At 70.8% G+C, this 22226-nt stretch carries 22 protein-coding genes; 10 read left to right on the forward strand and 12 right to left on the reverse strand.

Annotation, left to right across the window (positions count from 1 at the left end):
• Positions 1-145 precede the first annotated feature (145 nt).
• From K7W41_RS08435 to K7W41_RS08460, 6 genes are all read right to left on the reverse strand, one after another.
• Positions 146-658, reverse strand: coding sequence for a CarD family transcriptional regulator (locus tag K7W41_RS08435; RefSeq protein ID WP_224606864.1), 513 nt, complete (start codon positions 656-658; stop codon positions 146-148).
• A 247-nt stretch (positions 659-905) separates the two neighbouring features.
• Entirely contained in the window at positions 906-1628 is a 723-nt protein-coding gene (locus tag K7W41_RS08440) for an ABC transporter permease (RefSeq protein ID WP_396115356.1), read from the reverse strand.
• Positions 1625-2557 (reverse strand): ABC transporter ATP-binding protein, encoded by a 933-nt coding sequence (locus tag K7W41_RS08445; protein WP_224606867.1) that lies wholly within the window; start codon positions 2555-2557, stop codon positions 1625-1627. The genes K7W41_RS08440 and K7W41_RS08445 overlap by 4 nt, the downstream gene beginning before the upstream one ends.
• Positions 2554-3702 (reverse strand): ABC transporter permease, encoded by a 1149-nt coding sequence (locus tag K7W41_RS08450; protein ID WP_318010903.1) that lies wholly within the window; start codon positions 3700-3702, stop codon positions 2554-2556. Before K7W41_RS08450 ends, K7W41_RS08445 begins: the two co-directional genes overlap by 4 nt.
• Positions 3699-4616 (reverse strand): ABC transporter substrate-binding protein, encoded by a 918-nt coding sequence (locus K7W41_RS08455; RefSeq protein WP_224606870.1) that lies wholly within the window; start codon positions 4614-4616, stop codon positions 3699-3701. Before K7W41_RS08455 ends, K7W41_RS08450 begins: the two co-directional genes overlap by 4 nt.
• 118 nt (positions 4617-4734) lie before the next feature.
• Complete coding sequence (locus K7W41_RS08460) at positions 4735-5031, reverse strand: Lrp/AsnC ligand binding domain-containing protein (protein ID WP_199188330.1); 297 nt, start codon at positions 5029-5031, stop codon at positions 4735-4737.
• 95 nt (positions 5032-5126) lie between these two features.
• Between K7W41_RS08460 and ahbA the strand changes: the two genes are divergently transcribed.
• Positions 5127-6200, forward strand: coding sequence for a siroheme decarboxylase subunit alpha (ahbA, locus tag K7W41_RS08465; protein WP_224606872.1), 1074 nt, complete (start codon positions 5127-5129; stop codon positions 6198-6200).
• A 98-nt stretch (positions 6201-6298) separates the two neighbouring features.
• Here ahbA and K7W41_RS08470 read toward each other — a convergent pair whose 3' ends face one another.
• The gene (locus tag K7W41_RS08470) at positions 6299-7810 is read right to left on the reverse strand and encodes an E3 binding domain-containing protein (RefSeq protein WP_224606874.1); all 1512 of its coding nucleotides are present in this window, start codon (positions 7808-7810) and stop codon (positions 6299-6301) included.
• A 283-nt stretch (positions 7811-8093) separates the two neighbouring features.
• Here K7W41_RS08470 and K7W41_RS08475 point away from each other — a divergent pair, with 283 nt between their 5' ends.
• From K7W41_RS08475 to csaB, 4 genes are all read left to right on the forward strand, one after another.
• The gene (locus K7W41_RS08475) at positions 8094-9128 is read left to right on the forward strand and encodes a Glu/Leu/Phe/Val dehydrogenase family protein (RefSeq protein ID WP_224606876.1); all 1035 of its coding nucleotides are present in this window, start codon (positions 8094-8096) and stop codon (positions 9126-9128) included.
• An 11-nt stretch (positions 9129-9139) separates the two neighbouring features.
• A complete protein-coding gene (gene udk, locus K7W41_RS08480) occupies positions 9140-9739 on the forward strand; it encodes a uridine kinase (protein WP_263489685.1) in 600 nt (199 codons plus the stop codon).
• A 225-nt stretch (positions 9740-9964) separates the two neighbouring features.
• Entirely contained in the window at positions 9965-11821 is a 1857-nt protein-coding gene (locus K7W41_RS08485) for a DUF5693 family protein (RefSeq protein ID WP_224606880.1), read from the forward strand.
• Positions 11818-12789 (forward strand): polysaccharide pyruvyl transferase CsaB, encoded by a 972-nt coding sequence (gene csaB, locus K7W41_RS08490; protein ID WP_224606882.1) that lies wholly within the window; start codon positions 11818-11820, stop codon positions 12787-12789. The genes K7W41_RS08485 and csaB overlap by 4 nt, the downstream gene beginning before the upstream one ends.
• Positions 12790-12842: 53 nt before the next feature.
• On the opposite strand, the gene K7W41_RS08495 is transcribed toward csaB, so the two are convergent.
• From K7W41_RS08495 to K7W41_RS08515, 5 genes are all read right to left on the reverse strand, one after another.
• Complete coding sequence (locus K7W41_RS08495; protein WP_224606884.1) at positions 12843-13307, reverse strand: PaaI family thioesterase; 465 nt, start codon at positions 13305-13307, stop codon at positions 12843-12845.
• A 120-nt stretch (positions 13308-13427) separates the two neighbouring features.
• Positions 13428-14000, reverse strand: coding sequence for a DUF2231 domain-containing protein (locus K7W41_RS08500; protein ID WP_224606886.1), 573 nt, complete (start codon positions 13998-14000; stop codon positions 13428-13430).
• Between the two features lie 297 nt (positions 14001-14297).
• The gene (locus K7W41_RS08505; RefSeq protein ID WP_224606889.1) at positions 14298-15269 is read right to left on the reverse strand and encodes a CobW family GTP-binding protein; all 972 of its coding nucleotides are present in this window, start codon (positions 15267-15269) and stop codon (positions 14298-14300) included.
• Positions 15270-15292: 23 nt separating this feature from the next.
• The gene (locus tag K7W41_RS08510; RefSeq protein WP_224606892.1) at positions 15293-15637 is read right to left on the reverse strand and encodes a hypothetical protein; all 345 of its coding nucleotides are present in this window, start codon (positions 15635-15637) and stop codon (positions 15293-15295) included.
• A gap of 96 nt (positions 15638-15733) precedes the next feature.
• Positions 15734-16075 (reverse strand): hypothetical protein, encoded by a 342-nt coding sequence (locus tag K7W41_RS08515; RefSeq protein ID WP_224606894.1) that lies wholly within the window; start codon positions 16073-16075, stop codon positions 15734-15736.
• 111 nt (positions 16076-16186) lie between these two features.
• Here K7W41_RS08515 and bioB point away from each other — a divergent pair, with 111 nt between their 5' ends.
• Genes bioB through K7W41_RS08540 form a run of 5 tightly spaced genes read left to right on the forward strand, consistent with a single transcriptional unit; the run spans position 16187 to position 22221 of the window.
• Entirely contained in the window at positions 16187-17233 is a 1047-nt protein-coding gene (gene bioB, locus K7W41_RS08520; RefSeq protein WP_224606897.1) for a biotin synthase BioB, read from the forward strand.
• 8 nt (positions 17234-17241) lie between these two features.
• A complete protein-coding gene (gene bioD, locus K7W41_RS08525) occupies positions 17242-17883 on the forward strand; it encodes a dethiobiotin synthase (protein WP_224606900.1) in 642 nt (213 codons plus the stop codon).
• Positions 17873-19207 carry an adenosylmethionine--8-amino-7-oxononanoate transaminase gene (gene bioA / locus K7W41_RS08530; RefSeq protein WP_224606903.1) on the forward strand — a complete coding sequence of 445 codons (1335 nt, stop codon included), beginning with the start codon at positions 17873-17875 and terminating at the stop codon, positions 19205-19207. Before bioD ends, bioA begins: the two co-directional genes overlap by 11 nt.
• A complete protein-coding gene (locus K7W41_RS08535) occupies positions 19204-20409 on the forward strand; it encodes an aminotransferase class I/II-fold pyridoxal phosphate-dependent enzyme (RefSeq protein ID WP_224606906.1) in 1206 nt (401 codons plus the stop codon). Before bioA ends, K7W41_RS08535 begins: the two co-directional genes overlap by 4 nt.
• 51 nt (positions 20410-20460) lie before the next feature.
• Positions 20461-22221, forward strand: a complete 1761-nt coding sequence (locus K7W41_RS08540; protein WP_224606908.1) for an ABC transporter ATP-binding protein — start codon at positions 20461-20463, stop codon at positions 22219-22221.
• Positions 22222-22226: the final 5 nt, after the last annotated feature.

Raw genomic sequence — 22226 nt, forward strand, 5'->3', positions numbered from 1 at the left:
GTCTCGGAAGTAGGTTGGAGTTGTACTACAGCGTCCTAACTGGGCAAGAAGCCGCTCCGCAAAACCGTCTACCGTCCCAAGTCAAACGGCCTCCTTTGTAGAAGCCGTTTACGTGTGCGGCAGGACCGTTCCTGCCTGAGCAATTTCAGGCGCCGACGTGCTGTGGACCCTCATTCCAGGCATGTGAAAGCAGCAGCTGCACGTCCTGGGCGCCTGGGTCCTGCAGGCCGCTGACCTCCTGCTCTAACAGCTTGATGGCGCGGCGAAAGGCCTGCCGGTCCAGATCGGGCAGGCCGCGCTCCACGTTCCAGCGCCGCAGTTCGCAGGTGAGGATCGCCAGTTCAAACGGGTTGCCGCTGACCAGAATCTCGGTCACGCGGCGGTGGCGCGCGGCCCACTGCCGGGGCAGGTTCAGGCGGCTGGTCTTCAGGGATTCCAGCAGGGCAGGCATGTCGTGGGCGGTGAGCGCCGCGCGCATGCCCGCGCCGTCAGGCGAGGCCACAGGCACGAACGCCTGACTGGCTGTGTTGGGAAACTCCACCTGATAGTAGGCGTGGGCTTCGCCCGCCACAGGTCGCAGGCAGGTGCCCCGCACCACGCCTATGCCGTAAGGAGGAAGAACAACGCGGTCACCGGGCTGAAAAGCGGTCTGCTTCAAGGTGTCACCTCTGGAGGCGGCCAGACGGGGAGGCCAGCGGGGGCGGTTCAAACCTCACACGGGGGTGCGGGGGCAGGAAAGCGCCGGTTCATTCCCAAGCAGAAGCGGCCCAGCGACAGGGCTGGACCGCGTTACAGGCAGGATGAAACCAGGGGGTGAAGCTGCAGAGATGCTGACCAGAGGACAGAAGACCAGCGGCGCTGCATACGCCCGAGTGTACCGCAGGTCGGTTGAAATTTCATCTCGGTTACAGTTCTGCCCCCGCAGGCCGCTGAACCAGCGCCAGCCACGCGTCCAGCGTGAGGGCCAGCAGTGCCGCTGGCAGTGCCCCGGCCAGCACCAGCGCCGTGTTCTGCTGGGAAAGGCCGCCAATGATCGGCTCGCCCAGGCCACCTGCGCCCAGCGCCGCCCCCACCGTGGCGGTGCCCACGTTGTACACCACGCTGGTGCGCAACCCTGAGAGCAGCACGGGGGCAGCCAGCGGCAACTCCACCCGCCACAGGCGCTGCGCCCCAGACATCCCCATGCCGCGCGCGGCGTCCAGCACCCCGGGGCTCACCCCCTGCAGGCCCAGAATCGCCTGGCCCACCACCGGGCCCAGGCCATACAGCACCAGCCCCAGCAGCGTAGGGGCCCAGCCAAAGCCCAGCGCGGGCACCGCCAGCGCCAGGATGGCGAAGGTGGGCACCGTCTGCCCCAGGCCCACCAGCGCCTCGGTGAGCTGCCGGGGGGCGGTCCAGCCGGGGCGCGTGACGGCAACCGCCAGCGGCAGGCCCACAACCCCCACCAGCAGCGTGGCGGCGCCCACCAGACCCAGGTGGGTCAGCGTCTGGCGCCACAGCGGCGGGTCCAGGGGGCCCAGCTCGCCCACGCCCAGGGGATTCAGCAGCCGGGGCATGACCCCGGGCCACAGGCACAGCGCCAGCAGCGCGGGCCACAGCAGCGCGCCCCAGGGCGGGCGCCGCCTCACCGGGGGGCCCTGGCGCGCAGGTCGGTCCAGTGCACGGTGCCCACGGGCTGGCCCTGCTGGGTCACGGTCAGGACGTCCTGACCTTCGCGCAGCATCACGCTCAGGGCGCTGCGGGCGTTCAGGGCGGCGTCCACCGCCGGGCCGCCGGGGGCCGCCGGGCCAGGGCGCAGGAAGGCCGAGACCGGCTGGCCCGCCAGCTGACGCAGCGCGGCGTCCTCGCCCAGAAACTGGCGCACGAAGTCGTTGGCTGGGCGGTGAATCAGGTCGTCGGGTGGGCCGTACTGTACCAGGGCGCCTTCCCGCATCAGGGCCACGCGGTCCGCAAGGCGTAGCGCCTCGTCAATGTCGTGGGTAACCATCACCACCGTCTTGCGCAGGCGGCGCTGGATGTCGCGGAAGGCCGCCTGCAGCCGCTCGCGGGCCAGGGGGTCCAGGGCGCCGAAGGGCTCGTCCATCAGCAGGACCGGGGGATCGGCGGCCAGGGCGCGCGCCACGCCCACCCGCTGCGCCTGCCCGCCTGACAGTTCAACGGGGCGCTTGTGCCGGAAGGTGTCGGGGTCCAGGCCCACCAGGGCCAGCAGCTCATCCACCCGGGCCTGGGTGGCGCGGCGATCATGGCCCAGCAGCGCGGGCACCGTGGCCACGTTCTGTGCCACGTCCAGGTGCGGAAAAAGCCCGATCTGTTGAATCACGTAGCCCATACCCCGGCGCAGGGTTTCGGGCTTCAGGCGCCGGGTGTCCTGCCCGGCCAGCAGCACCCGGCCCCCCGTGGGTTCAATGAGCCGGTTGATCATGCGCAGGGTGGTGGTCTTGCCGCAGCCGGACGGTCCCAAGAGCGTCACCAGTTCGCCTTCGGGCACCGTCAGGTTCAGGGCGCGCACTGCGCTGACCCCGTTGTAGGTTTTTTCGAGGTCCTGTAGCTCAATCACTCGGCCCTCCCCAGGCGGGTGCCCAGCCAGCCTTCCAGGCGCCGCAGCCCCGCGTCCACAGCCACGGCCAGCAGCGCGGCGGGCACGGCGCCCAGCAGAATCAGGTCACTGGCCGCGCTCTGCAGGCCCTTGAAAATGTAGGTGCCCAGGCCGCCGGCGCCAATGAGCGCCGCCACCGCCGCCACCCCGATCAGCACCACCGCCGCCTGCCGCAGCCCGCCCAGCCACAGCGGCAGGGCCAGTGGGGCCTGTACCCTCCACAGGCGCTGCGTGCGGGTCATGCCCATGCCGCGCGCCGCGTCCAGCACGCCCGCAGGAACCCCCTGCAGCCCCAGCAGACCGCCGCGCACGACCGGCAGCAGGGCGTACAGGGTCAGCGCGGTCAGGGCCGGACTGACCCCAATCCCGCTGAGGCCAGCGGCGCGCAGGGCGGGCACCGCGTCCGCCAGGGCCGAAAGCGGCGCAATCAGCAGCCCCAGCAGGGCGAGGCTGGGCAGGGTCTGCAGCCCGCTGCTGAGGCCCAGCGCGGCGCCCGCCACCCGGGGGCGGCCCGCGCCCCAGATGGCCAGGGGCGTGCCCAGCAGGGTCGCCAGCCCCAGCGCCGTGCCCACCAGCCGCAGGTGCTGCCCAAGTTCCTGCACCCAGCGCGCGCCCTCGCTGCGGCCTTCCACCACCACGGACCACGCGTTCAGGTGCCCACTGAGTGCGGCGGCCAGCACCGGGCCCAGCCAGACCCAGCCCACCCAGCGCCGCTCGGGTGCCGCCTGCGCCGCACCGAAGAGGGCAATGCCGGCCCCCAGCAGGTACAGCCACGCCCCGCTGGAGGCGCTGGCTCTGGCAAAGGGGGCCTGACCCACCAGCGCGGCGGCCGTCTGCTGGCCCAGCAGCCAGACCCCCAGCGCCAGGGCAGCGGTGGCGGCCGGCCACACCCAGGCCCGGCGCCAGTGGCCCACCAGGGCCGGCAGCAGGGCCAGCGCGGCGGCCCCCAAAAGCCAGCCCGGCTCCAGCCGCAGGGGCTCGCCGGGGGCCAGCCGGTTGGGGCGCAGCAGCACCCAGGGCAGCCACGCGCCCGCCAGCATGGGCAGGGCGCCCAGCCACAGGACCAGTCTGACGTCCCGGGGGGCGCCCCGGTGGGGGGCGGTCAACGGATCAGGCCCTTGCTCCGCAGGTACTCGCGCGCCACGTCCTGCGCGGTGCGGCCTTCCAGGGCCACCTTGGCGTTCAGGCCCTGCAGCGTGGCCTGGGTCAGCCCGGCGAAGGTCTTGTTCAGCAGCCCCTCAATCTGCGGGTTGGCCTTCAGGGTGGCGGTGCGGATGATCGGCGCGGGCTGGTAGACCGCCTGCGCGCCCCTGGGGTCTTTCAGGGCCACCAGTTTCAGGGCGCTCAGGGTGCCGTCGGTGCCGTAGGCCATCGCCGCGTTCACGCCGCTGGTGCCGCTGGCGGCGGCCTGCTGGGTCTGGGGCGGCGTGGCCCCGGCCAGCACGAGCTTCTGGTCGGCGCGCAGCTTGAAGCCGTAGGCCGCTTCAAAGGCGGGCATGGTGTCGGGGCGGTTGAAGAACTCGGGGCTGCCCGCAATCTTAAAGGTGCCGCCGCCATTGAGGTACTTGGCGAGGTCCGCCACACTGCTCAGCTTGGCGCGCTGGGCCAGCGCCTGCGGCACGGCGATCACCCAGGTGTTGTTTACATTGGCGGGCTTGAGCCAGGTGATGCCGTTTTTGCTGTCCAGCTGCCGCGCCAGCCCGTAGATGGTGCCGGGGTTGCCCGCCTGCTTGGCCGTGATCTTGGCCTGCGGAAACAGGTAGACCGCGTTGCCGGTGTATTCGGGGTACACGTCGATCTCGCCGGCCAGAATGGCCTTGCGGTTGACCCCCGTGTCCCCCAGGGTGGTGCGGTCCGTGACCTCCAGCCCCGCATTTTTCAGGGTCAGCAGAATCATCTGGCCCAGAATCTGCGCTTCGGGGTCCAGCTTGCTGCCCACCACGATGGGCTTGGCGGCGGCGGTGCCCAGCAGCGCCAGCCCCAGGAGGAACGCGGCGCCTTTCAAAGATGTGGGGATCATGGGGCCACCGTACCTGCCCTGGCGGTGGCCGACGGGTGCGGCAGCTCACAAAGCTCAGCGGCGGCCGGCAGATGAAGGCTTTGTTAAGAGGGTGGTGGGGTTCTGCTGTCAGGGGCTTTCAGCGCTGCTGCTGGCCCTCGTCCAGGCCCACGCCGAAGCCCTGGTCCAGCAGCGCCTCGTTGTAGGTGCGGAACGCCAGCATGGTCTGGGTGCGGGTGATGCCTTCCACGCGGCGCAGTCCGGCGGTGACCACGTCGTCCAGGTCCTCGTAGCGCGAGAGTTTGAGAATCGCCACGATGTCCCACTCGCCGGTCACGGAGTACACCTCGCGCACCCCACTCACGCCGGCCAGGGCCTCGGCTGTTTCGGGAATGCGCTGCCGCTCTGCTTGGACCATCACGATGGCTGTGACCATGCCTGCCATTGTGCGCTCCGCCCGGGGGGCCGCGCACCCGCCTGACCGTTCGTTCGGGGACGTTTCGCCGCCGCCGGGGCCGCTATTGTGCAGACATGACCGCTCCCGCCGCCCCCACCCCGCAGGCCGCGCATGCGCCTGAACCCAGCGCGCGCGAACAGCTGCTCAACCGCATTCAGCGCGATATTCCGATTGTGCAGCGGCCCTATGCCCGGCTGGCCGAGGAAGTGGGGCTGAGCGAGGCCGAAGCGCTGGCCATCTTGCGTGAAGTGAAGGCCGAGGGCGTGCTGCGGCAGGTCAGCGCCATTTTCGACACGCGCACCCTGGGTTACCAGAGCAGCCTCGTGGCCGCCGTGTACGACGAGGACCAGCTTGACGCGGGCGCCGAAGTCGTGAACACCCACCCCGGCGTGAGCCACAACTACAAGCGCAACCACGATTTCAACCTGTGGTACACGATTGCCGTGCCGCCCGAGAGCAACCTTGAGGCCCACGTCCAGAAACTGCACGAACTGAGCGGCGCCCGCCTGACCCGCCTGATGCCCACCCTGCACCTGTTCAAGATTGGCGTGGAATTCGACATGACCGGTAAGGAGGACTGGAACGCCAAGGCCAAGCCCCAGTACACCTCTGAGCAGCGCAACATCGGCTATCAGGTGACCGACCTGGACCGGGCCTTTGTCCTGGAATTCCAGAAGGACCTGCCCGTCACCGAAGAGCCCTACGCCGAGGCCTGCGCCGCCCTGGGCCTGAGCATTGACGAGGTGGCCGCCCACGCCGAGAAGATGAAGGCGGCCGGCGCCCTACGCCGCGTGTCGGCGGTGTTCCGCCACCAGAAGGCCGGCTTTACCTTCAACGCCATGGGCGTGTGGGCCGTGCCCCAGGCGCAGGTGGCGCAAGTGGGCCGCCAGATGGCCGAATTCAAGGCGGTCTCGCACTGCTACCTGCGCCCCACGTACCCGGAATGGCCCTACACCATCTTCACCATGGTGCACGGCCGCTCCAAGGAAGAGGCCTTTGGCAAGATCAAGGCCATTGAGCAGGAGGTGGCCCCCGGCGTAGACCACGCCATCCTGTACTCCACCAAGGAATACAAGAAGATTCGCCTGGAGTTCTACAAGCCCGAGTTCTACGCCTGGGCGAAAGAGTACCTGGGCACCGAAGCCTAAGGAGGCGCGTGGGCAGCGCCTTTGTTTTCCCACGGCCCACTCCCCACTTCCGCCCACAAAAAGGCCGCCCCGTACTGGGGCGGCTTTTTTGTGGGCTCTTACAGCACCAGCAGGATGGGCTGTTCCAGGGTGGCGGCCACCTGGGCCAGGAACTGCGCGGCGCGGGTGGTGTCCACGTCGCCGTTCAGGCTCAGGGTGGCGCGCCCGCCTTCGCTGCGCCCCACGCTGAGGGTCACGGTCTGGGGGTAGTGCAGGTCGTCCAGGTCCAGGGCGGCGGCGTCCACCACCAGCAGGTCGGGCGTGCCGTCAAAGGTGGTGTCCAGAGCGGCCACGGCGTCGCGCAGGCTGCCGCTGCCCACCGTGTGGGTGCGGCCCTGACCGTCCAGGGCCACGCTGCTCAGGCCCAGGGTGTCGGCGTGGCGCTGCGCGGCGCGGGCCACCAGCAGCCCCAGGGGCAGCTCGCTTGCCAGCGCGCGGCTGACCTGACCGCGCAGGTCGTGCAGGGCAGCGACATCCGCGCTGCGGCGCAGGTAGGCGCCGAACCACACGCTGCCCGCCGGGGTGCCAGTGGGCGCGGAAACGGCAGCCGGCATGGGGGCGGGCTGGGCGGCGGGCTCGGGCTGGGCCGCCACTTCGGGCATGGTGGGCGCGGCCACCGGCTCGGGCATGGGGGCCGGCTCGGCTACGGGGGCAGGGGCCACGGGGGCAGAGGCCGCCACGGGTTCCGGCTCGGGCATGGCGGGCGTGCTGACCACCGGCTCGCTGACCACAGGCGCGGGGGTCTCGTCCACGGGGGCGGGCGCCTCGACCTCGGTGGGCTGGGCCGCCACCTCAGGCAGGACAGGCGTAGGCTCGGGCATGGGCGCGGGCGTCTCCATGACCGGGGAGGCGGCCGGCGCGGGGGCCACGGGCTCGGCCTGGGCGGCGACGGGGGCGACCACAGGTTCGGGAGCCGGGGCCACGGGCGCCACGGGTTCCGGGGTGGGGGCCGGCTGGGCCGCTTCGGGCTGCGCGGGCTTCTGGTACAGGCGCGAGAGCAGGCTGCTCAGGCCGCCAGCAGCGGCGGGCGCGGCTGGGGGCGGCGTGACCGGCGCCGGGGTGGGCTCGGGCATGGGCGCCTGGGCGGCGGGCATCACCGGCTCGGGCATCGGGGCGCTCACGGCCGGGGCCACGGGCGCGGGGATGGGCTCGGGCATGGGGGCCGGGGCCGCCGCCGCCGGGGTCACTTCGGGCTCGTCGTCCAGCTCGAACTCGGTGTCCTCGTCGAGATTGCTGGGGGCCGGGGTGGCCGGCACCTCGGGCGAGGCCGTGCGGGTCTGCTCCACAAAGGCCGTCAGGTCGGTGTCCACGCCCGCGCGGCTGAGCATGTCGGCGTTCATGCCGGCCTGGTTCAGCATGGCGGCGCTGGGCACTTCCTCGCCGTTCCAGTCGGGCGGGGGCAGGTCCACCGGGGTGTCGGGCGGATCTTCCTCGCCGGACATCACGCGGGACAGGTAATTCAGGATGTCCTGTTCCACGATCTGGCCGCCTGCACCGGAGCCTTGAATCTTCTGCCAGTCAATCCCGTTCGCTTCTGCCAGAACCTTGGCAAGCGGCGCAATCCGTTCCATTCATTTCCCCCTTTGTGCGGCCCATTGTAAGGGACGCGGGCATGGCAGCGGGGCGCGCCGTGGGCGCCCGCACGGGGCCCAGAGCAGCGCTTCCAACCTCAGCATGTCTGTTAGGGTGCCGCCTCGGCTCTGACAGCCTTCTTTCATGTGGCGTTCATGCCGCGTCTCTCGGTGGGGTGTGCCGCGTGTCCCTGTGTGCCTTTGGGCGCGGGTGGTACCCTACGGGGCGTTTGACGCGCCCCCTGCCCAGCAGCGAGCGGCGCCTCAGCAGGAGCGAAAGACTATGCAGATACTCGAAGAGATGGGGTCGCGCGGGCATGAGGCGCTGACGCTGCTTCACCACGCGCCCAGCGGCCTGCGCGCGGCCCTGGCCGTGCACTCCACGGTGCTGGGGCCGGCCATCGCGGGGGTGCGCCTGCGCGAACAGGACGAGGACCTCGCGCTGCGCGGCGCCCTGGCGCTGTCCGAAAGCCTGACGCTGAAAGCGGCCCTGGCTGGCCTGAACTACGGCGGCGGCGCCTGCGTGCTGCTGAGCCCCGAATGCGGTATGGACGACCCGCACGCCAGAGAGGCCCTGTTCCGGGCGCTGGGGCGGCAGGTGCGGCCCATGGAGTCGCGCGTGGTGCTCACCGAGGACATCGGCGTGAGCCCGGCCGATATCGCCTTTGTGGCCCAGGAAACCGGCTCCACGCTGGGCATGCACACCGACACCAGCAGCGTCACCGGCTACGGCGTGTACCGGGGCATGAAGGCGGCGGCGCGTTTTGCCCTGGGCTCGGAGAGCATGCGCGGCGTGCGGGTGGCGATCTTGGGCGTGGGCGCCGTGGGGCGGGCCCTGGCCGCGCACCTGCACCGCGAAGGCGCCCGCCTGACCATCGCCGACGCCCGCCCCGAGCGCGCCGAGGCCCTGGCCGACGACCTGGAAGGCGTGACGGTGGTGGGCTATCAGGAGTTGCTGGACACCCCCTGCGACATTCTGGCGCCGTGCGGCTACGGCCACTCCATTCGCAGCGAGGACGTGCCCCGGTTGCAGTGCCGCCTGATTGCGGGCGGCGAACACCACCCGCTGACCCGCCGGGGCGAGGCGGTGGTCAAGGAAGCCGGCATCGTGTACATGCCCGACTTTGCGATCAACTCGGCGGGGTTGATCGCGGCGGCCACGGGGCTGGACATGAACCAGGCCGCCGAGCGCGTGTACCAGACGGTGGGCCGCATTACCCAGGCCGCCGAGCAGTACGGCAAGGCCCCGCATGTGGTGGCCCGGCGCATGGCCGAGCGGCGTATTGACCTGATTGGCAGCCTGGGAGGCCGCGCGTGAGCACCCCCTTCATGATCGGCGTGGCCGGGGGCTCGGGCAGCGGCAAGACCACCGTGACCCGCCGGGTGATTGAAACCGTGGGCCAGCAGGGCGTGGCAGTCCTGAACCAGGACAACTACTACCGCAACCAGGACGACATTCCCTTTGAAGCGCGGCTGAAAACCAACTACGACCACCCCGCCGCCTTTGACTGGGCGCTGCTGCGCGAGCATGTGGACGCCCTGCTGTCCGGCGTGCCCATCGCCATGCCGGAGTACGACTTTACCCAGCACACCCGCTCGGCGCAGACCACCACGGTGCTGCCCGCGCCCGTGGTGGTGCTGGAGGGCTTTTTTGCCCTGTACGACGAGGAACTGCGCGAGCGGATGCACCTGAAGGTGTTTGTGGACGCCGATGCCGACGTGCGCTTTATCCGCCGCCTGCTGCGCGACACCCAGGAGCGTGGCCGCACGCCCCAGAGCGTCATAGAGCAGTACCTGGAATACGTGCGCCCCATGCACCTGAGCTTCGTGGAGCCCACCAAGCGCTACGCCGACGTGATTATTCCGCACGGCGGCATGAACGAGCCCGCGCTGGACATGCTGGCCGCCCGTATCCGCACCACGATCTGACACGGGGCCGCCGCCAGCCCTCAAGCCGGTGAAAGGGGTCTGGCCGTGTCAGAGGTGGCCTTGAGAGGCTCCGGCGCCAGGGGAAAGACCGGCCTCCCTCCCCCGGCGCCCCGCCGCCCCTGCCCGCGCCTTTGGATGGATGCTTGCCCTGCCCGGCGGCGGCCATCATGGTCTGCTGTTCCGCAAAGCCCCCCGCCCCCTTCACCCGACCTTTAGGATGTGCCTGTGACCCAGCCCGCCCCTGCCCCCTCTGCGCCCCAGCGGCCCGGCCCGGACCTGCCGCCCGCCACGCGGCACCCGTGGACGCCCCTGCTGCTGGGCGCGCTGCTGCTGTCCCTGATTCCCGCTGTGCTGTTGGCCTACGGGCGCGTGACCTACGAGCAGTCGCAGAAAACGGCCGCGCTGGTCATGGACTACCCGGCGGTGGCCGCGCAGGCCCGCCGCTTTGGCCTGGACCCCGAAGCCCTGCTTTCGCGCTACCAGAAACTGGGCGTGAACGGGGTGGGGCTGTACGAGGACGTGATCGGCAACCTTGTGCAGCGCGGCGAGGTGATTCTGAAAACCGGCGCCGACCTGCTGGCCGATATACCTGGCGCCCCAGTGAAGGCCCAGAACGTGTACCTGCGTTCGGTGGTGCCGGGCGCGGCCGAGGCCCTGCCCGCGCGCTACACCATTCCCACCCGCACGGTGCAGTTTGGGGGCCAGACCTGGGTGGAGTGGCCCACCGACCCCACCTTTCTGCCCACCGGGCCCAACCGCGAGCTGCTGTCGCGCCTGCAGGCGCGGGGCCTGACGGTGGTGTACCGCCCCTACGCCGACGACGCCCTGCGCGACCCCGGCGCCGACTGGCCGGACGTGCCGTTTGTGCTGTTTAACGGCGAAGAGGTAATCGGCGCGCGCACCCCCGAACTGCTGGCCAAGATCAACGAGCGTCTGGGGAAGCGCATTCCCGCCCTGATTGAAGCCACGCCCCAGCGCGGCCTGGATACCCTGGTGGCGACCCACGGCGCGGCGCGCACCTTCAGCGTGAACCTCGCGTGGCAAAACCGCCTGGACCCCCTGACCCTGGCGAGCAAATACAACCTCGCGGCGCGCGAGCGCTCCATGCGCCTGCTGTACCTGCGCCCCTACCCCACCATTAATGAAACCGAGGCCCTGCTGACCCGCACCACCCAGCTGCTGCAGGCCTCTGGCGTGCGGGTGACGCAGCCGGTGATTGCTCCCTTCGAGGAAAACAGCCTGCTGCGCGCGCTGAGCCTGCTGGGCCCGCTGGCGGCGCTGCTGCTGCTGGGCCTGAGCCTGCCGCTGCCCCGCCTGGGGCTGCTGGCGGCGGGCGGCACGGCGGCGCTGGCCTTTGCCCTGAACAAGCTTGACCCCTTTGCGGGCACCGCCCTGATCGCCGCCGTGACCTTTCCGGCGCTGGGGCTGGTGCTGCGCCGCCACCGCGTCACCGACTGGTTTCTGGCCACGGGCCTGAGCCTCGCCGGGGTGCTGTTTGTCTCGGCGCTGGGGGCCAACAAGGACAGCGTGCTGGGCCTGGAACCCTTCCGGGGCGTGGGCCTGACCCTGCTGCTGCCCCTGGTGCTGGTGGCCCTGAGCTTCCTGCCCCGCCAGGACCTGCGCCAGACCGCCCGCGACATCTACAACGCGCCTATCAAGCTGGGCGACGTGGTGGTCATGGGGCTGGGGCTGGCGGTGTTCGCGCTGGTGTTCCTGCGCCGGGGCAACGCCACCGGGGCCAGCGTGAGTGACACTGAAGCCAAGCTGCGCCAGGACCTGCAAGACAGCCTCGTGCGCCCGCGCTTCAAGGAACTTGCCGGGCACCCACTGGCCCTGGTGGGCCTGAGCGGCGTGCTGCCGGGGTACTTCAGCGCCCTGCTGATTCTGGGCGGCGTGGTGGGGCAGGCCAGCATCCTGAACACCTTCTCGCACTTTCACACCCCGCTGCTGATCAGCGCCCAGCGCTGCTTCCTGGGGCTGGGTGCGGGCCTGATTGCGGGTCTGGTGGCCATCTGGGCTGTGAAAGCGGCTCTGCGCCTGTGGCAGACCTGGGGCCAGCGCCCCCGGCCGGTGCAGGCATGAGGGTCACGGTCAGCGGGTACTACGGCTTTGGCAACACGGGCGACGAGGCGATTGCCCTGGCGATCACGCGCGAACTGCGCAAGTACGGCGCCGCCCCGCTGCTGCTGTCCAACACCCCGGAGGACACGGCGCGCCTGTACGACTGCGAAAGCGAGCCGCGCATGCAGCCCGGCGCGGTGCTGCGGGCCCTGCGGCGCTCGGAGGTGCTGTTTTCGGGTGGCGGCGGCCTGCTGCAGGACAAGACGAGCGCGCGCACCCTGACCTATTACCTGGCGGTGATCCGCCTGGCAAAGGTGCTGAGAAAGCGCGTGGTGGTGTTCAACCAGAGTGTGGGCCCCCTCAGCCCCCAGGGCGGGCGCAAGGTGGCGGCGGCCCTCCGGGGCGTGACGGTGATCGTGCGCGACCAGGGCAGCGTGGACACCCTGGCGGCCCTGGGCGTGCGCGCCGAACTGGGCGGCGACCCGGCCCTGCTGCTCTCGCCCACGCCCGGCGTGACGCGCGACCTGCAGCGGGTGGTGGTGGCCCCACGCGGCGACGTGACCGAGGCCACCGAGCGCCTGCGTGAGGTGGTGACGCAGCTGAAAGCCGGCGGGCGCCACGTCATTGCCCTGAGCTTCATGCCTGACCACGACGACGAGGCCGCCCACAGCCTGGGCGCCGACGAGGTGCTCAGCACCCGCGATCCCCAGGTGGCTCTGGACACCATTGCGGGCAGCGGCTTTGTCATCGGCGTGCGCCTGCACGCGGTGATTCTGGCGGCGGCCAGCGGCACGCCCTTTTCGGGCATTGCCTACGACCCCAAGGTGCAGGGCTTCTGCGCCGACGCGGGCGCCGCCAGCCACCCTATCGCCCTGAATCCCGACCAGGTGGCCGACGAGGCCCTGCGCCGCGTACTGCCCGACTGGAACGCGGTGGAGGACATGCGCCTGCGCGCGGCGCAGAGTTTCAGCCGGGCGCTGGGGAGGTAAGTGGGGAGTGGTGAGGGGTTTCCTCTGTCCCACTCCCCACTTCCCACTGCCCCTTACGCCCCCACCGCAATCACATTGCACGTACAGCGGGCCATGCTGGTGACCCGGCCGCGCTCGTCCTTGATCTCAATGGTCCAGACGAGTACCGTGCGGCCCCGGTAGGCCAGGACGCCTTCGCCCGTCACCCAGCCGTCCGTGACGCCACGCACATGGGTGCCGCTGAGATCCACGCCCACGGCCACCTGCCGCTGGGGGTCTAGGTTCAGCCACGAGCCCACGCTGGCAAGTTCCTCGGCCAGGGCGAGGTTGGCGCCGCCGTGCAGGCGCCCGGCGGGCTGGCGGTTGCCCTCCACCGGCATCCGCGCCACCACCCGCTCGCGGCCCACCTGCGTGAACTCAATGCCCAGGCGCGTGCCCAGCGTGCCGGACAGGGCGTTCATGCGCCCGGCCAGTTCTTCTGGGCTCAGGGTGTCGAGTTCGTGGGGGGTGGGCAGCTGAAGGTCGGGGTGCAGCGTCATGGCCGCATGCTAAGGACATCGCCCCGGAAGTGGAATCTGTGGGGCGATGTTGGGGACAGGCGAACCGTGAAGGGCAATGTCCTCTCCTTACTTCGCTCGGTTGAAGGGGCGACCTTGCCCCTAGCCCTGGCGGTGGGCCAGGGTGCGCCCCACGCCCAGGCCGTGGCGGTAGACCAGTTCGCCGCCCAGGAACCCGCCGGCACCGGCCAGCAGCAGCCCCGCCCCGGACAGCGCCTTGCCCAGCCCGCGCTTGCCCTTCTTGCGCGCCAGCAGGGACGCCACGTTCAGGGTAAAGGCCACCTCGTTCACCAGACCGTGAATCAGGCCGGTGCGCCGGGCCTCGCCCTGGGTGTTCGACCAGTCGGCCCAGCCAGCGGCGATGGCCCCCACGGCGCCTGCGGTCCCCAGCGTCAGGGCCAGATCGGCGGCGGCCTCGTTGCCCCCTGGGGTTTTGGCGGGCAGGTAATCCAGCGCCGCCGCAATCAGCCAGCCGCCCAGCGGCAGGTGAATCAGGATGGGGTGCAGTGGGTGGCCTAGCGGTTCACCGTGCAGGAAGTCCAGCAGAGCCGGCGGCAGTGTGTCCTCGGCCTGCCGCAACAGGGTCTGCAGGCGCTCGGCGGTAACTTCCAGGGTGTCGTGGTTGCTAAGCAGGTCCTCGGCGGCGTGGGCGGGCGGGGTGTGGCGCTTGAGCATGAGGGTCCCTCCTGCGCCCTACCGTGGCACCCGGCCCGGCCCGACATATGGGAAGCGGGTTCAGGCGCGTTTAGAGCGGTTGACCAAAGAACGCCCTCACCCCTCGCTGCGGCGCCGCTCTTCGAGTCCCACAGGGGGAGAAGGTCGAGACCCAACAGCATCTTGATGGCATCTGCTCTGGAGGGGCAAAAAAGGGGAACCACTTGGGGGCGCCGAAGACGAGCGCCAGGGGTTCAGCTGGTGCCTGAGAGCGAGGCGGCCACACGCCAAGCCTCGAAAAGCTCCACCACCCTCCGCTCAATCGGGAATCAGGTCGCGGGGGTCTGGGGTCACGCAGGCTGTCCACGCGGCTTCAAATTCGGCCTTGTCCAGGCCCCGGCCGATCACCACCAGTTCAGACGTGCCGTCCCCGGCCGCCCAGGCGTCGGCGGTGAACAGGTCGCGCACCGCCTGAAACAGAATGCGCTGCGGGTAGCCGTGCAGGTCTAAAAAGCCCTTGGCCCGCAGCACCTCGGCCGGGCGCGAGAGCAGGAAGTCGGTCATGAAGCGCTGCCACGCATACGGGTCCAGGGGCCGCTCGGCGTGCAGGGTGAACGATTTCAGGCCCGGGGTATGCGCGGCCTTTTCGTCCACCCCGTCCAGCACGCGGGGGTCAAAGTCGTCGCGGGCGATCAGGGCCGCCGCGTCCACCTGCCCCTGCTCCACCTTTTTCACGGCCGCCAGCGGGTTGACGCCGCGCAGCACCTCTTCGGCGTGGGCCAGCCGCCCTGGGTCGGCCAGATCGGTCTTGTTCAGCACCACCACGTTCGCATAGGCCAGTTGCCGCGCGGCTTCTGGGTGCTCGCGCAGGGTCTGGAGGACGTATTGGGCGTCCACCACCGCCACCAGGGTCGTGACCCGGAACGCCGCGCGCACCGAGCGTTCCAGCAGTGTGGTGAGCACCGGGGTGGGGTCGGCCACGCCTGAGAGTTCCACGATCACGGCGTCGGGCCTGCGGTCGCGCATGGCGATGGTCACCAGCGCGCGCAGCAGGTCGTCGCGCCCGGTGCAGCACAGGCAGCCGGCGGTCAATTCGGTCACGTCGTCCTGCAGGCGCTCGATCAGGCTGCCGTCCACGCCCGCCGCGCCAAATTCGTTCACGATCACGCCCAGGCGGTGGGGCAGGCTGCGGATCAGGTGGTTGACCAGCGTGGTCTTGCCCGCCCCTAGAAAGCCGCCCACCACCACGACGGGAATGCGCTGATCGGCCGGGGAATCGGGCGTGCTCATGGGCCCCAGGATAGGGGAGAGGGCTAGCCCAGCACGCGGTAAGCGCTCAGCAGGCGCAGCACCGAGAGCACCAGCACCGCGATCCAGAGCGCGTGGTCGGTGCTGGGAATAACCAGGGTGCCGTGGTCGCCCGCGTAGCGTTTGCGCGCCCGCCACGCCAGCGCCAGGGCAATAAGCGGCAGGACCACCGCAAAGACATCGAAGTGATACCCCTGCACATGCTCAAGGCTGCCCGGGCCATTGCTGGACCGCTCCTCCTGCCGCAGGTAAAAGTGAACAAAGTACGGCGCGATGGCCAGCCCCAGGGCCCAGAACATAGAGCGGCGCAGCTCGGCTTCGGCCGGCGCCAGTGGCATAAATTGTGTCATGGCTTCCAGTATAGCTGACCCGGAATTCGCTGGGGGCGAGATTGGGGAGGATCAGAGCCGGCGAGCCTCTGGCCGCTGGCTTTCCAGAAAGTGCCCTTACAGCGGGAATCGAAGCCACACCGCCGTCAGCAATTTCACCGCCCCCAGCACCAGCACACCCAGCCACAGCAACTGCTCGTCGCGCGGCAGGCGGGGGGTCCCCGTCGCCTTCAGATACTGCCCCCGGGCCCACAGCGCCAGCCCCAGCCCCACGGCGCACAGCACCAGATCCAGCAGGTCCACCCGGTAGCCCGAGGTAAAGGGCGCGCGGTCCTGAAAGAAGGTGTTCTCCATCAGCTGGAACACCGTGACATTCAGAAAAAAGCCGACGGCCACCGTCAACAGCGCGGCCACCAGCCGGCGCCGCAGCAGGGGCAGGGCAGAAGCCGAGCTGGACATAGGGGCAGTGTAGGCGCGGGCCGGCGACCGCGCTGCCGCACCTGCAGGCCCCTTGCACCCGGTCCAGCCTTGCCGGGGTTCGTTCAGCTCCTGGCCTACACTGCTGAACGAATGCTGAACCTTGACACCCTGGCTGGGCGCGTGCTGCGCGGCGAACGGCTTTCTCACCGCGAAGGCCTGGAACTTCTGACCCTGCCCGACCACGACACCCTGCGCCTCGTGGACGCCGCGTGGCGCGTGCGCCGCGAAGCTTTTGGCGACCGCGTGAAGGTGAACGTGCTGCTGAACGCCAAGAGCGGCATCTGCGCCGAGGACTGCCACTACTGCTCGCAGGCCAAGGGCGCCGAGACCGACATTCCCCGCTACCGCGTGCTGCACCCGCGCGAGATGCTGGAAGAAGCCAGGAAAGCCCAGGCGGCGGGCGCGCAGCGCTACTGCATTGTGCTGGCCGGGCGCGGCGGCACCTGGAGCGAGGTGGAGCAGGTGGGCGAGGCCACCCGCCTGATCAAGGCCGAAACTGGCCTGGAAGTCTGCGCCTGCATGGGCCTGCTGCTGGGCGAGGAAGGCCAGAAAAAGGCCCAGGCCCTGCGCGAGGCCGGCGTGGACGCCTACAACCACAACCTCAATACCCACGAGGACCACTACAGCAACATCTGCTCCACGCACACCTACGCCGACCGGGTGGAAACCCTGACCCACGCGGCGCAGGCGGGCATGAGCACCTGCTCGGGCGTGATTATCGGCATGGGCGAGAGCCTGGAGCAGATCGTGGACCTGGCCGCCACCCTGCGGGACCGGGGCGCGGATTCCATTCCGGTGAACTTCCTGATTCCCATTGACGGCACTGGCCTGGACGGCGCCCAGACCACCGCGCACTTCACGCCGTGGTTCTGCCTGCGGGTGCTGTCGCTGTTCCGGCTGTTCAATCCGCGCGCCGAACTGCGCGCCAGCGCCGGGCGCGAACTGCACCTGCGCAGCCTGCAACCGCTGGCGCTGCTGGTGGCCAATTCCATCTTCCTGGGCAACTACCTGACCGAAGAGGGGCAGGCGGCCGGCGCCGACTGGGCCATGATTGAGGACCTGGGCCTGCACGCCGACGCATCTGGCCCGCACCGCTTGAACGCCCAGCCCCAGCCTGTGCCCGCCCTGGGCGACTGAGGCGCGCGGTGCACCCCACCTTCTTTGTCACCGGCACCGATACCGGCGTGGGCAAGACGGTCCTGAGCGCCGCGCTGTGCCGCGCCTGGGGGGCCGCCTACTGGAAGCCCCTGCAAACCGGCGCGCAGGACGGCGACGACGACACCCGCGAGGTGGCCCGGCTGGCCGTCCTGCGCCCGGATCAGGTCTTCGCCCCGGCCCGGGTGTACGGGGGCCCCTTTGCCCCCGAATGGGCCGCCACGCTGGAAGGCACGCGCGTCTCGGTGGCCGAGGTGCTGGCCCGCTGCCCTGCCCCCCCCGGCCCCCTGATCGTGGAAGGCGCGGGCGGCGTGCTGGTGCCGGTGAACGAGCAGGAGACCATGCTGGACCTGATGGCCGCGCACGGCGCCCCGGTGATCGTGGCGGCGCGCAGCGCGCTGGGCACCATCAATCACACCCTCCTGACCGTGGGGGCGCTGCGGGCCCGGGGCCTGCGGGTGCACGGCGTGGTCCTGATTGGCCCCCCCGCCCCCCACAACCGGGACGCCATCGAGCGCCACGGCGCCGTGCGCGTGCTGGCCGACCTGCCCCCGCTGGGCGAGGTGACGCCGGAAACGGTCGCGCAGGCCGCCGCGCTCTTTGGGCCCCTGGAGCCGCTGCATGCCGGCTGACCCCATCCTGGCGCTGGACGCCCGGCACGTCTGGCACCCGTTCACGCAGGCGCGCACGGCGCCGGACCCCACCGTCATCGTGCGCGGCGAGGGCGCCAGCCTGTACACGGCGGACGGGACGCGGCTGCTGGACCTCGTGAGTTCGTGGTGGGTGAACCTGCACGGGCACGCCCACCCGGACATTGCCGGGGCGATTGCCGCGCAGGCGCACGCGCTGGAACACGTGATTTTCGCGGGTTTTACCCACGCGCCCGCCGCCACCCTGGCCGCCCGGCTGGCTGACCAGCTGCCCGGCGACCTGAACCGCGTCTTCTACTCCGACAACGGCTCGACCGCTGTGGAGGTGGCGCTGAAAATCGCCCTGCAAGCCGCCCACAACCGGGGCGAGGCCCGCACCCGCCTGCTGGCCTTTGAAGGTGGCTACCACGGCGACACCTTCGGCGCCATGAGCGCCGGGGCCAGCAGCGGCTTCTACGCGCCGTTTCAGGACAAGCTCTTTGACGTGACCTTCCTGCCCTACCCCGCCACCTGGGCTGGGGACCCGGCGGTGGAGGCCAAAGAGGCAGCGGCCCTCAGCGCCCTGGACGCTGCGCTGGGCGAGGACGTGGCGGCGATCATCCTGGAACCGCTGCTGCAAGGCGCCGCCGGCATGCGCCTGACCCGCCCCGCCTTCGTGGACGAGGTGATGCGCCGCGTGCGGGGGGCAGGGGCCCTGGTGATTTTCGACGAGGTGATGACCGGCTTTGGCCGCACCGGGCAGCTGTGGGCCGCCCACCACCTGCACGGAGCCCCGGACCTGATGTGCCTCAGCAAGGGCCTGACCGGCGGCTTTCTGCCCATGGGCGTGACCGCCACCACCGAAGTGCTGTACCGCGCCTTTGACGGCGATTCCTTTGCCCAGGCGTTCGCCCACGGCCACTCCTACACCGCCAATCCGCTGGCCTGCGCGGCGGCCCTGGCCTCGCTGGACCTCACCCTGAGTCCGGAAACGGCGGCGCACTGGGCGCGGATCGGCGCGGCGCACGCGGCTTTTCTGCCCGAACTGGCCGCGCACCCCTGCCTTCAGCATGTTCGCCAGTGCGGCACCGTCCTGGCCGCCGAGATTCACGGCGCGGGCGAGTACGGCGGCAACGTCAGCCTGGACCTGCGCCGCTTTTTCGCCGCGCGCGGGCTGCTGCTGCGCCCGCTGGGCAACGTGGTGTACCTGCTGCCGCCGTATGTGGTCACGAACGAGGAACTGCGCCAGGGTCACGAGGCCTTGCTGGCCGCTGCCACGGGGTTTGGCCGCCCGCATGGGGGCGCGCACGGGGAAGGCGCCTCTTGAGCTGGGCGGTGCTGGAAGAGCGCCTCGGCGCCCTGCAAGCCGCCCACCGCGAGCGCACCCTGCACGACTGGACGCCCGACCCCCAGCCCGGGTACGTGCGGGTGAACGGGGCGCGCCTGCTGGACCTCGCCTCGAACGATTACCTGGGGCTGTCGCGGCGGGCCTGGACGCCCGAAACGGCCCAGGCGGCGCTGCGCGGCCACCTCCTGCCCGCAGAGCTAGAGGTGGTGCTGGACGCCCTGACCCGTTACGGCGCCGGGGCCGCGCGGCTGATCAACGGTAACCACCCGGTGTATGCCCTGCTGGAACGCGAACTGGCCGACCTGAAGGGCACCCAGGCCGCGCTGGTGTTCGGCAGCGGGCTGGCCGCCAACCTGGGCGTGATTCCCGCGCTGGTGGGCCGGGGCGACGCCGTGTTCAGCGACGCCCTGAACCACGCCTCCATCATTGACGGCGTGCGCCTGAGCCGCGCCCAGACGCACATTTACCCCACGCGGGATCTGGCGGCCCTGGAAGCGCAGCTGCGGGCCAGCCCCGCCCCCCGCAAGCTGATCGTCACCGACGCCCTGTTCAGCATGGACGGCACGTTGGCCCCGCTGCCCGAACTGGTGGCCCTGAAACGCCGCTACGGCGCGTGGCTGATGGTGGACGAGGCCCACACCGGCGGCGTGTACGGCCCCCAGGGCGCCGGGCTGGCCCACGCGCAGGGGGTGGGCGGCGAGATTGACGTCCTCATGGGCACGCTGGGCAAAGCGTACGGCAGCGTGGGCGCCTACATCGCCGGGGATGAGGTGCTGATTCGCTACCTGCTGAACGCCGCGCGCACCTTCATCTTCACGACAGGCCTACCCCCGGCGAATATCGCCGTGGGCCTGCTGAACGTGCTGCAGGCCCGCAGCATGGACGCCGAGCGCCGCACCCTGCAGGGCCACGCCGCGAGGTTTCGCCGCGCCCTGACCGCCCAGGGGCTGGACACCGCTGGCAGCGAGTCCCAGGTGGTCCCGGTGGTGCTGGGCGCCGAGGACGTGACCCTGCGCCGCGCCGCCGAATTGCGTGCCCAGGGCTTCGGCGCTGTGGCCATTCGCCCGCCCACCGTGGCGCCGGGAAGCACCCGGATTCGCTTCGCCCTCAGCGCGGCGCACGAATGGGCAGATCTGGAACGGTGCGTGGCCGCCCTGGCCCCGGCCCAGCCCGCGCGCTGATCGGTGGCCGGCACCCGGTCCGGGGCGCCGCTTTCCCGTAGCCTGCGGGGCATGCCGGCCTCGCCCTCCGTTCTGCGCCGCCTGTATGGCCTGCTCACCCCCTACCGCCGCACGGTGGGCACCGGGCTGCTGCTGCTGATCGGCAGTGTGGCCGCCGAACTGTACCCGCCGCTGGTCTGGATTCGCGTCGTGGACCAGGGCCTGCCCGCCCGGGACTGGACGTTTATCGGGGGGCACCTCGCGCTGCTGGTGGCGGTGTTTGGGGTGCAGCAGCTCCTGTCGGCGTGGCGGGGGCTGCTGCTGGAACAGGCGGGGCAGCAGTTCACGCTGGACCTGCGGCTGGCGCTGTACCGCAAGCTGCAGGGGCAGTCGGCGGCGTATTTCGAGTCTCAGCGCACAGGCGACCTGATCGCCCGCGTCACCGGTGACGTGGACGCCCTGCAGGACGTGCTGGTGCGCGGCACCGACGCGGTGCTCGCCAACGCCCTGCGCCTGATCGGGGTGGTGGCGGTCTTTGTGGCCCTGCAGCCGCTGCTGGGGGTGCTGACCACGCTGCCCATGCTGGCGGTGGGGGCGATGCTCTGGCGCTATGGCCGCACCGTGCAGCCCGCCTACCGCGCCGCCCGCGCCCGCCTGGGCGACCTGAGCGCCCTGGTGGCCGACCGCATAAGCGGCATCCGGGTGGTGCAGGGCTTTGCGCGCGAAGGGGCCGAAGCCGCCCGGGTGGAAGCCCTGGGCCGCGCCCTGTACGCCGAGCAGCTGCGGGCCGTGCGGCTGCGCAACCGCGCCTTTCCCCGCGCCCGCTTTGTGGGCAACCTGGGCAACGTGATCATGCTGGGCGGCGGCGCGTGGCTGATTCTGGCCGGGCAGTTCACGCTGGGCGGGCTGCTGGCCTACCGGGGCTACGGGCGCTACTTTTACGGCCCCATTGACGATCTGGTGAATATTGGCGACCTGCTGCAGCGCGCGGCGGCCAGTGGGGGGCGGGTCTTTGAGGTGCTGGACGCCCCCGTGGCCGTGCAGGACCGTCCCGGCGCCCGGCCGCTGCCGGAACCCGCGCGGGGCGAAGTGCGCTTTGAAGGGGTGACCTTTGGGTACGACCCAGCCCGCCCTGTGCTGCGGAATGTCACCCTGACCATTCCGGCCGGGCAGCGCGTGGCCCTGCTGGGCGAATCCGGCGCGGGCAAAAGCACCCTGCTGGGCCTGCTGACCCGCACCCACGACCCGCAGCAGGGCCGCGTGAGCCTGGACGGCGCAGACCTGCGCGACCTCACCCTGAACAGCCTGCACACCCACACCGCCGTGATGGCCCAGGACACCTTCCTCTTTCACGACACCGTGGCTGCCAACGTGCGCTACGCCCGCCCCGACGCCACCGACGCCGAGGTCCACGCCGCGCTGCAGGCCGCCCACGCCCTGGGCTTTGTGCAGGCCCTGCCCGACGGCTTAAACACCGTGGTGGGCGAACGCGGGGTCAGGCTCTCGGGTGGGCAGCGCCAGCGCCTGTCCATTGCCCGCACCCTGCTGGCCCGGCCCACCGTGCTGCTGCTGGACGAGCCCACCAGCGCCGTGGACGCCCAGAGCGAGGCGCAGGTGGTGGCGGCCCTGGGGGCACTGATGCAGGGCCGCACCGCCTTGATCGTGACCCACCGCCTTAGCCTGGCGCGCACCGCCGACCGGGTGGTGGTGGTGCGTGAGGGCAGCATCGTGGAAGACGGGCCCCCGGACGTACTGCGCCGCCACGGAGGCGCCTACGCGGCCCTGGAGCGGGCGATGGGTGAAGCCGTGGGCGAGGAGTTGCCGGTGGCTTAAAGCGG

It is taken from the genome of Deinococcus multiflagellatus, from assembly GCF_020166415.1.
Classification (GTDB): Bacteria; Deinococcota; Deinococci; order Deinococcales; family Deinococcaceae; genus Deinococcus; species Deinococcus multiflagellatus.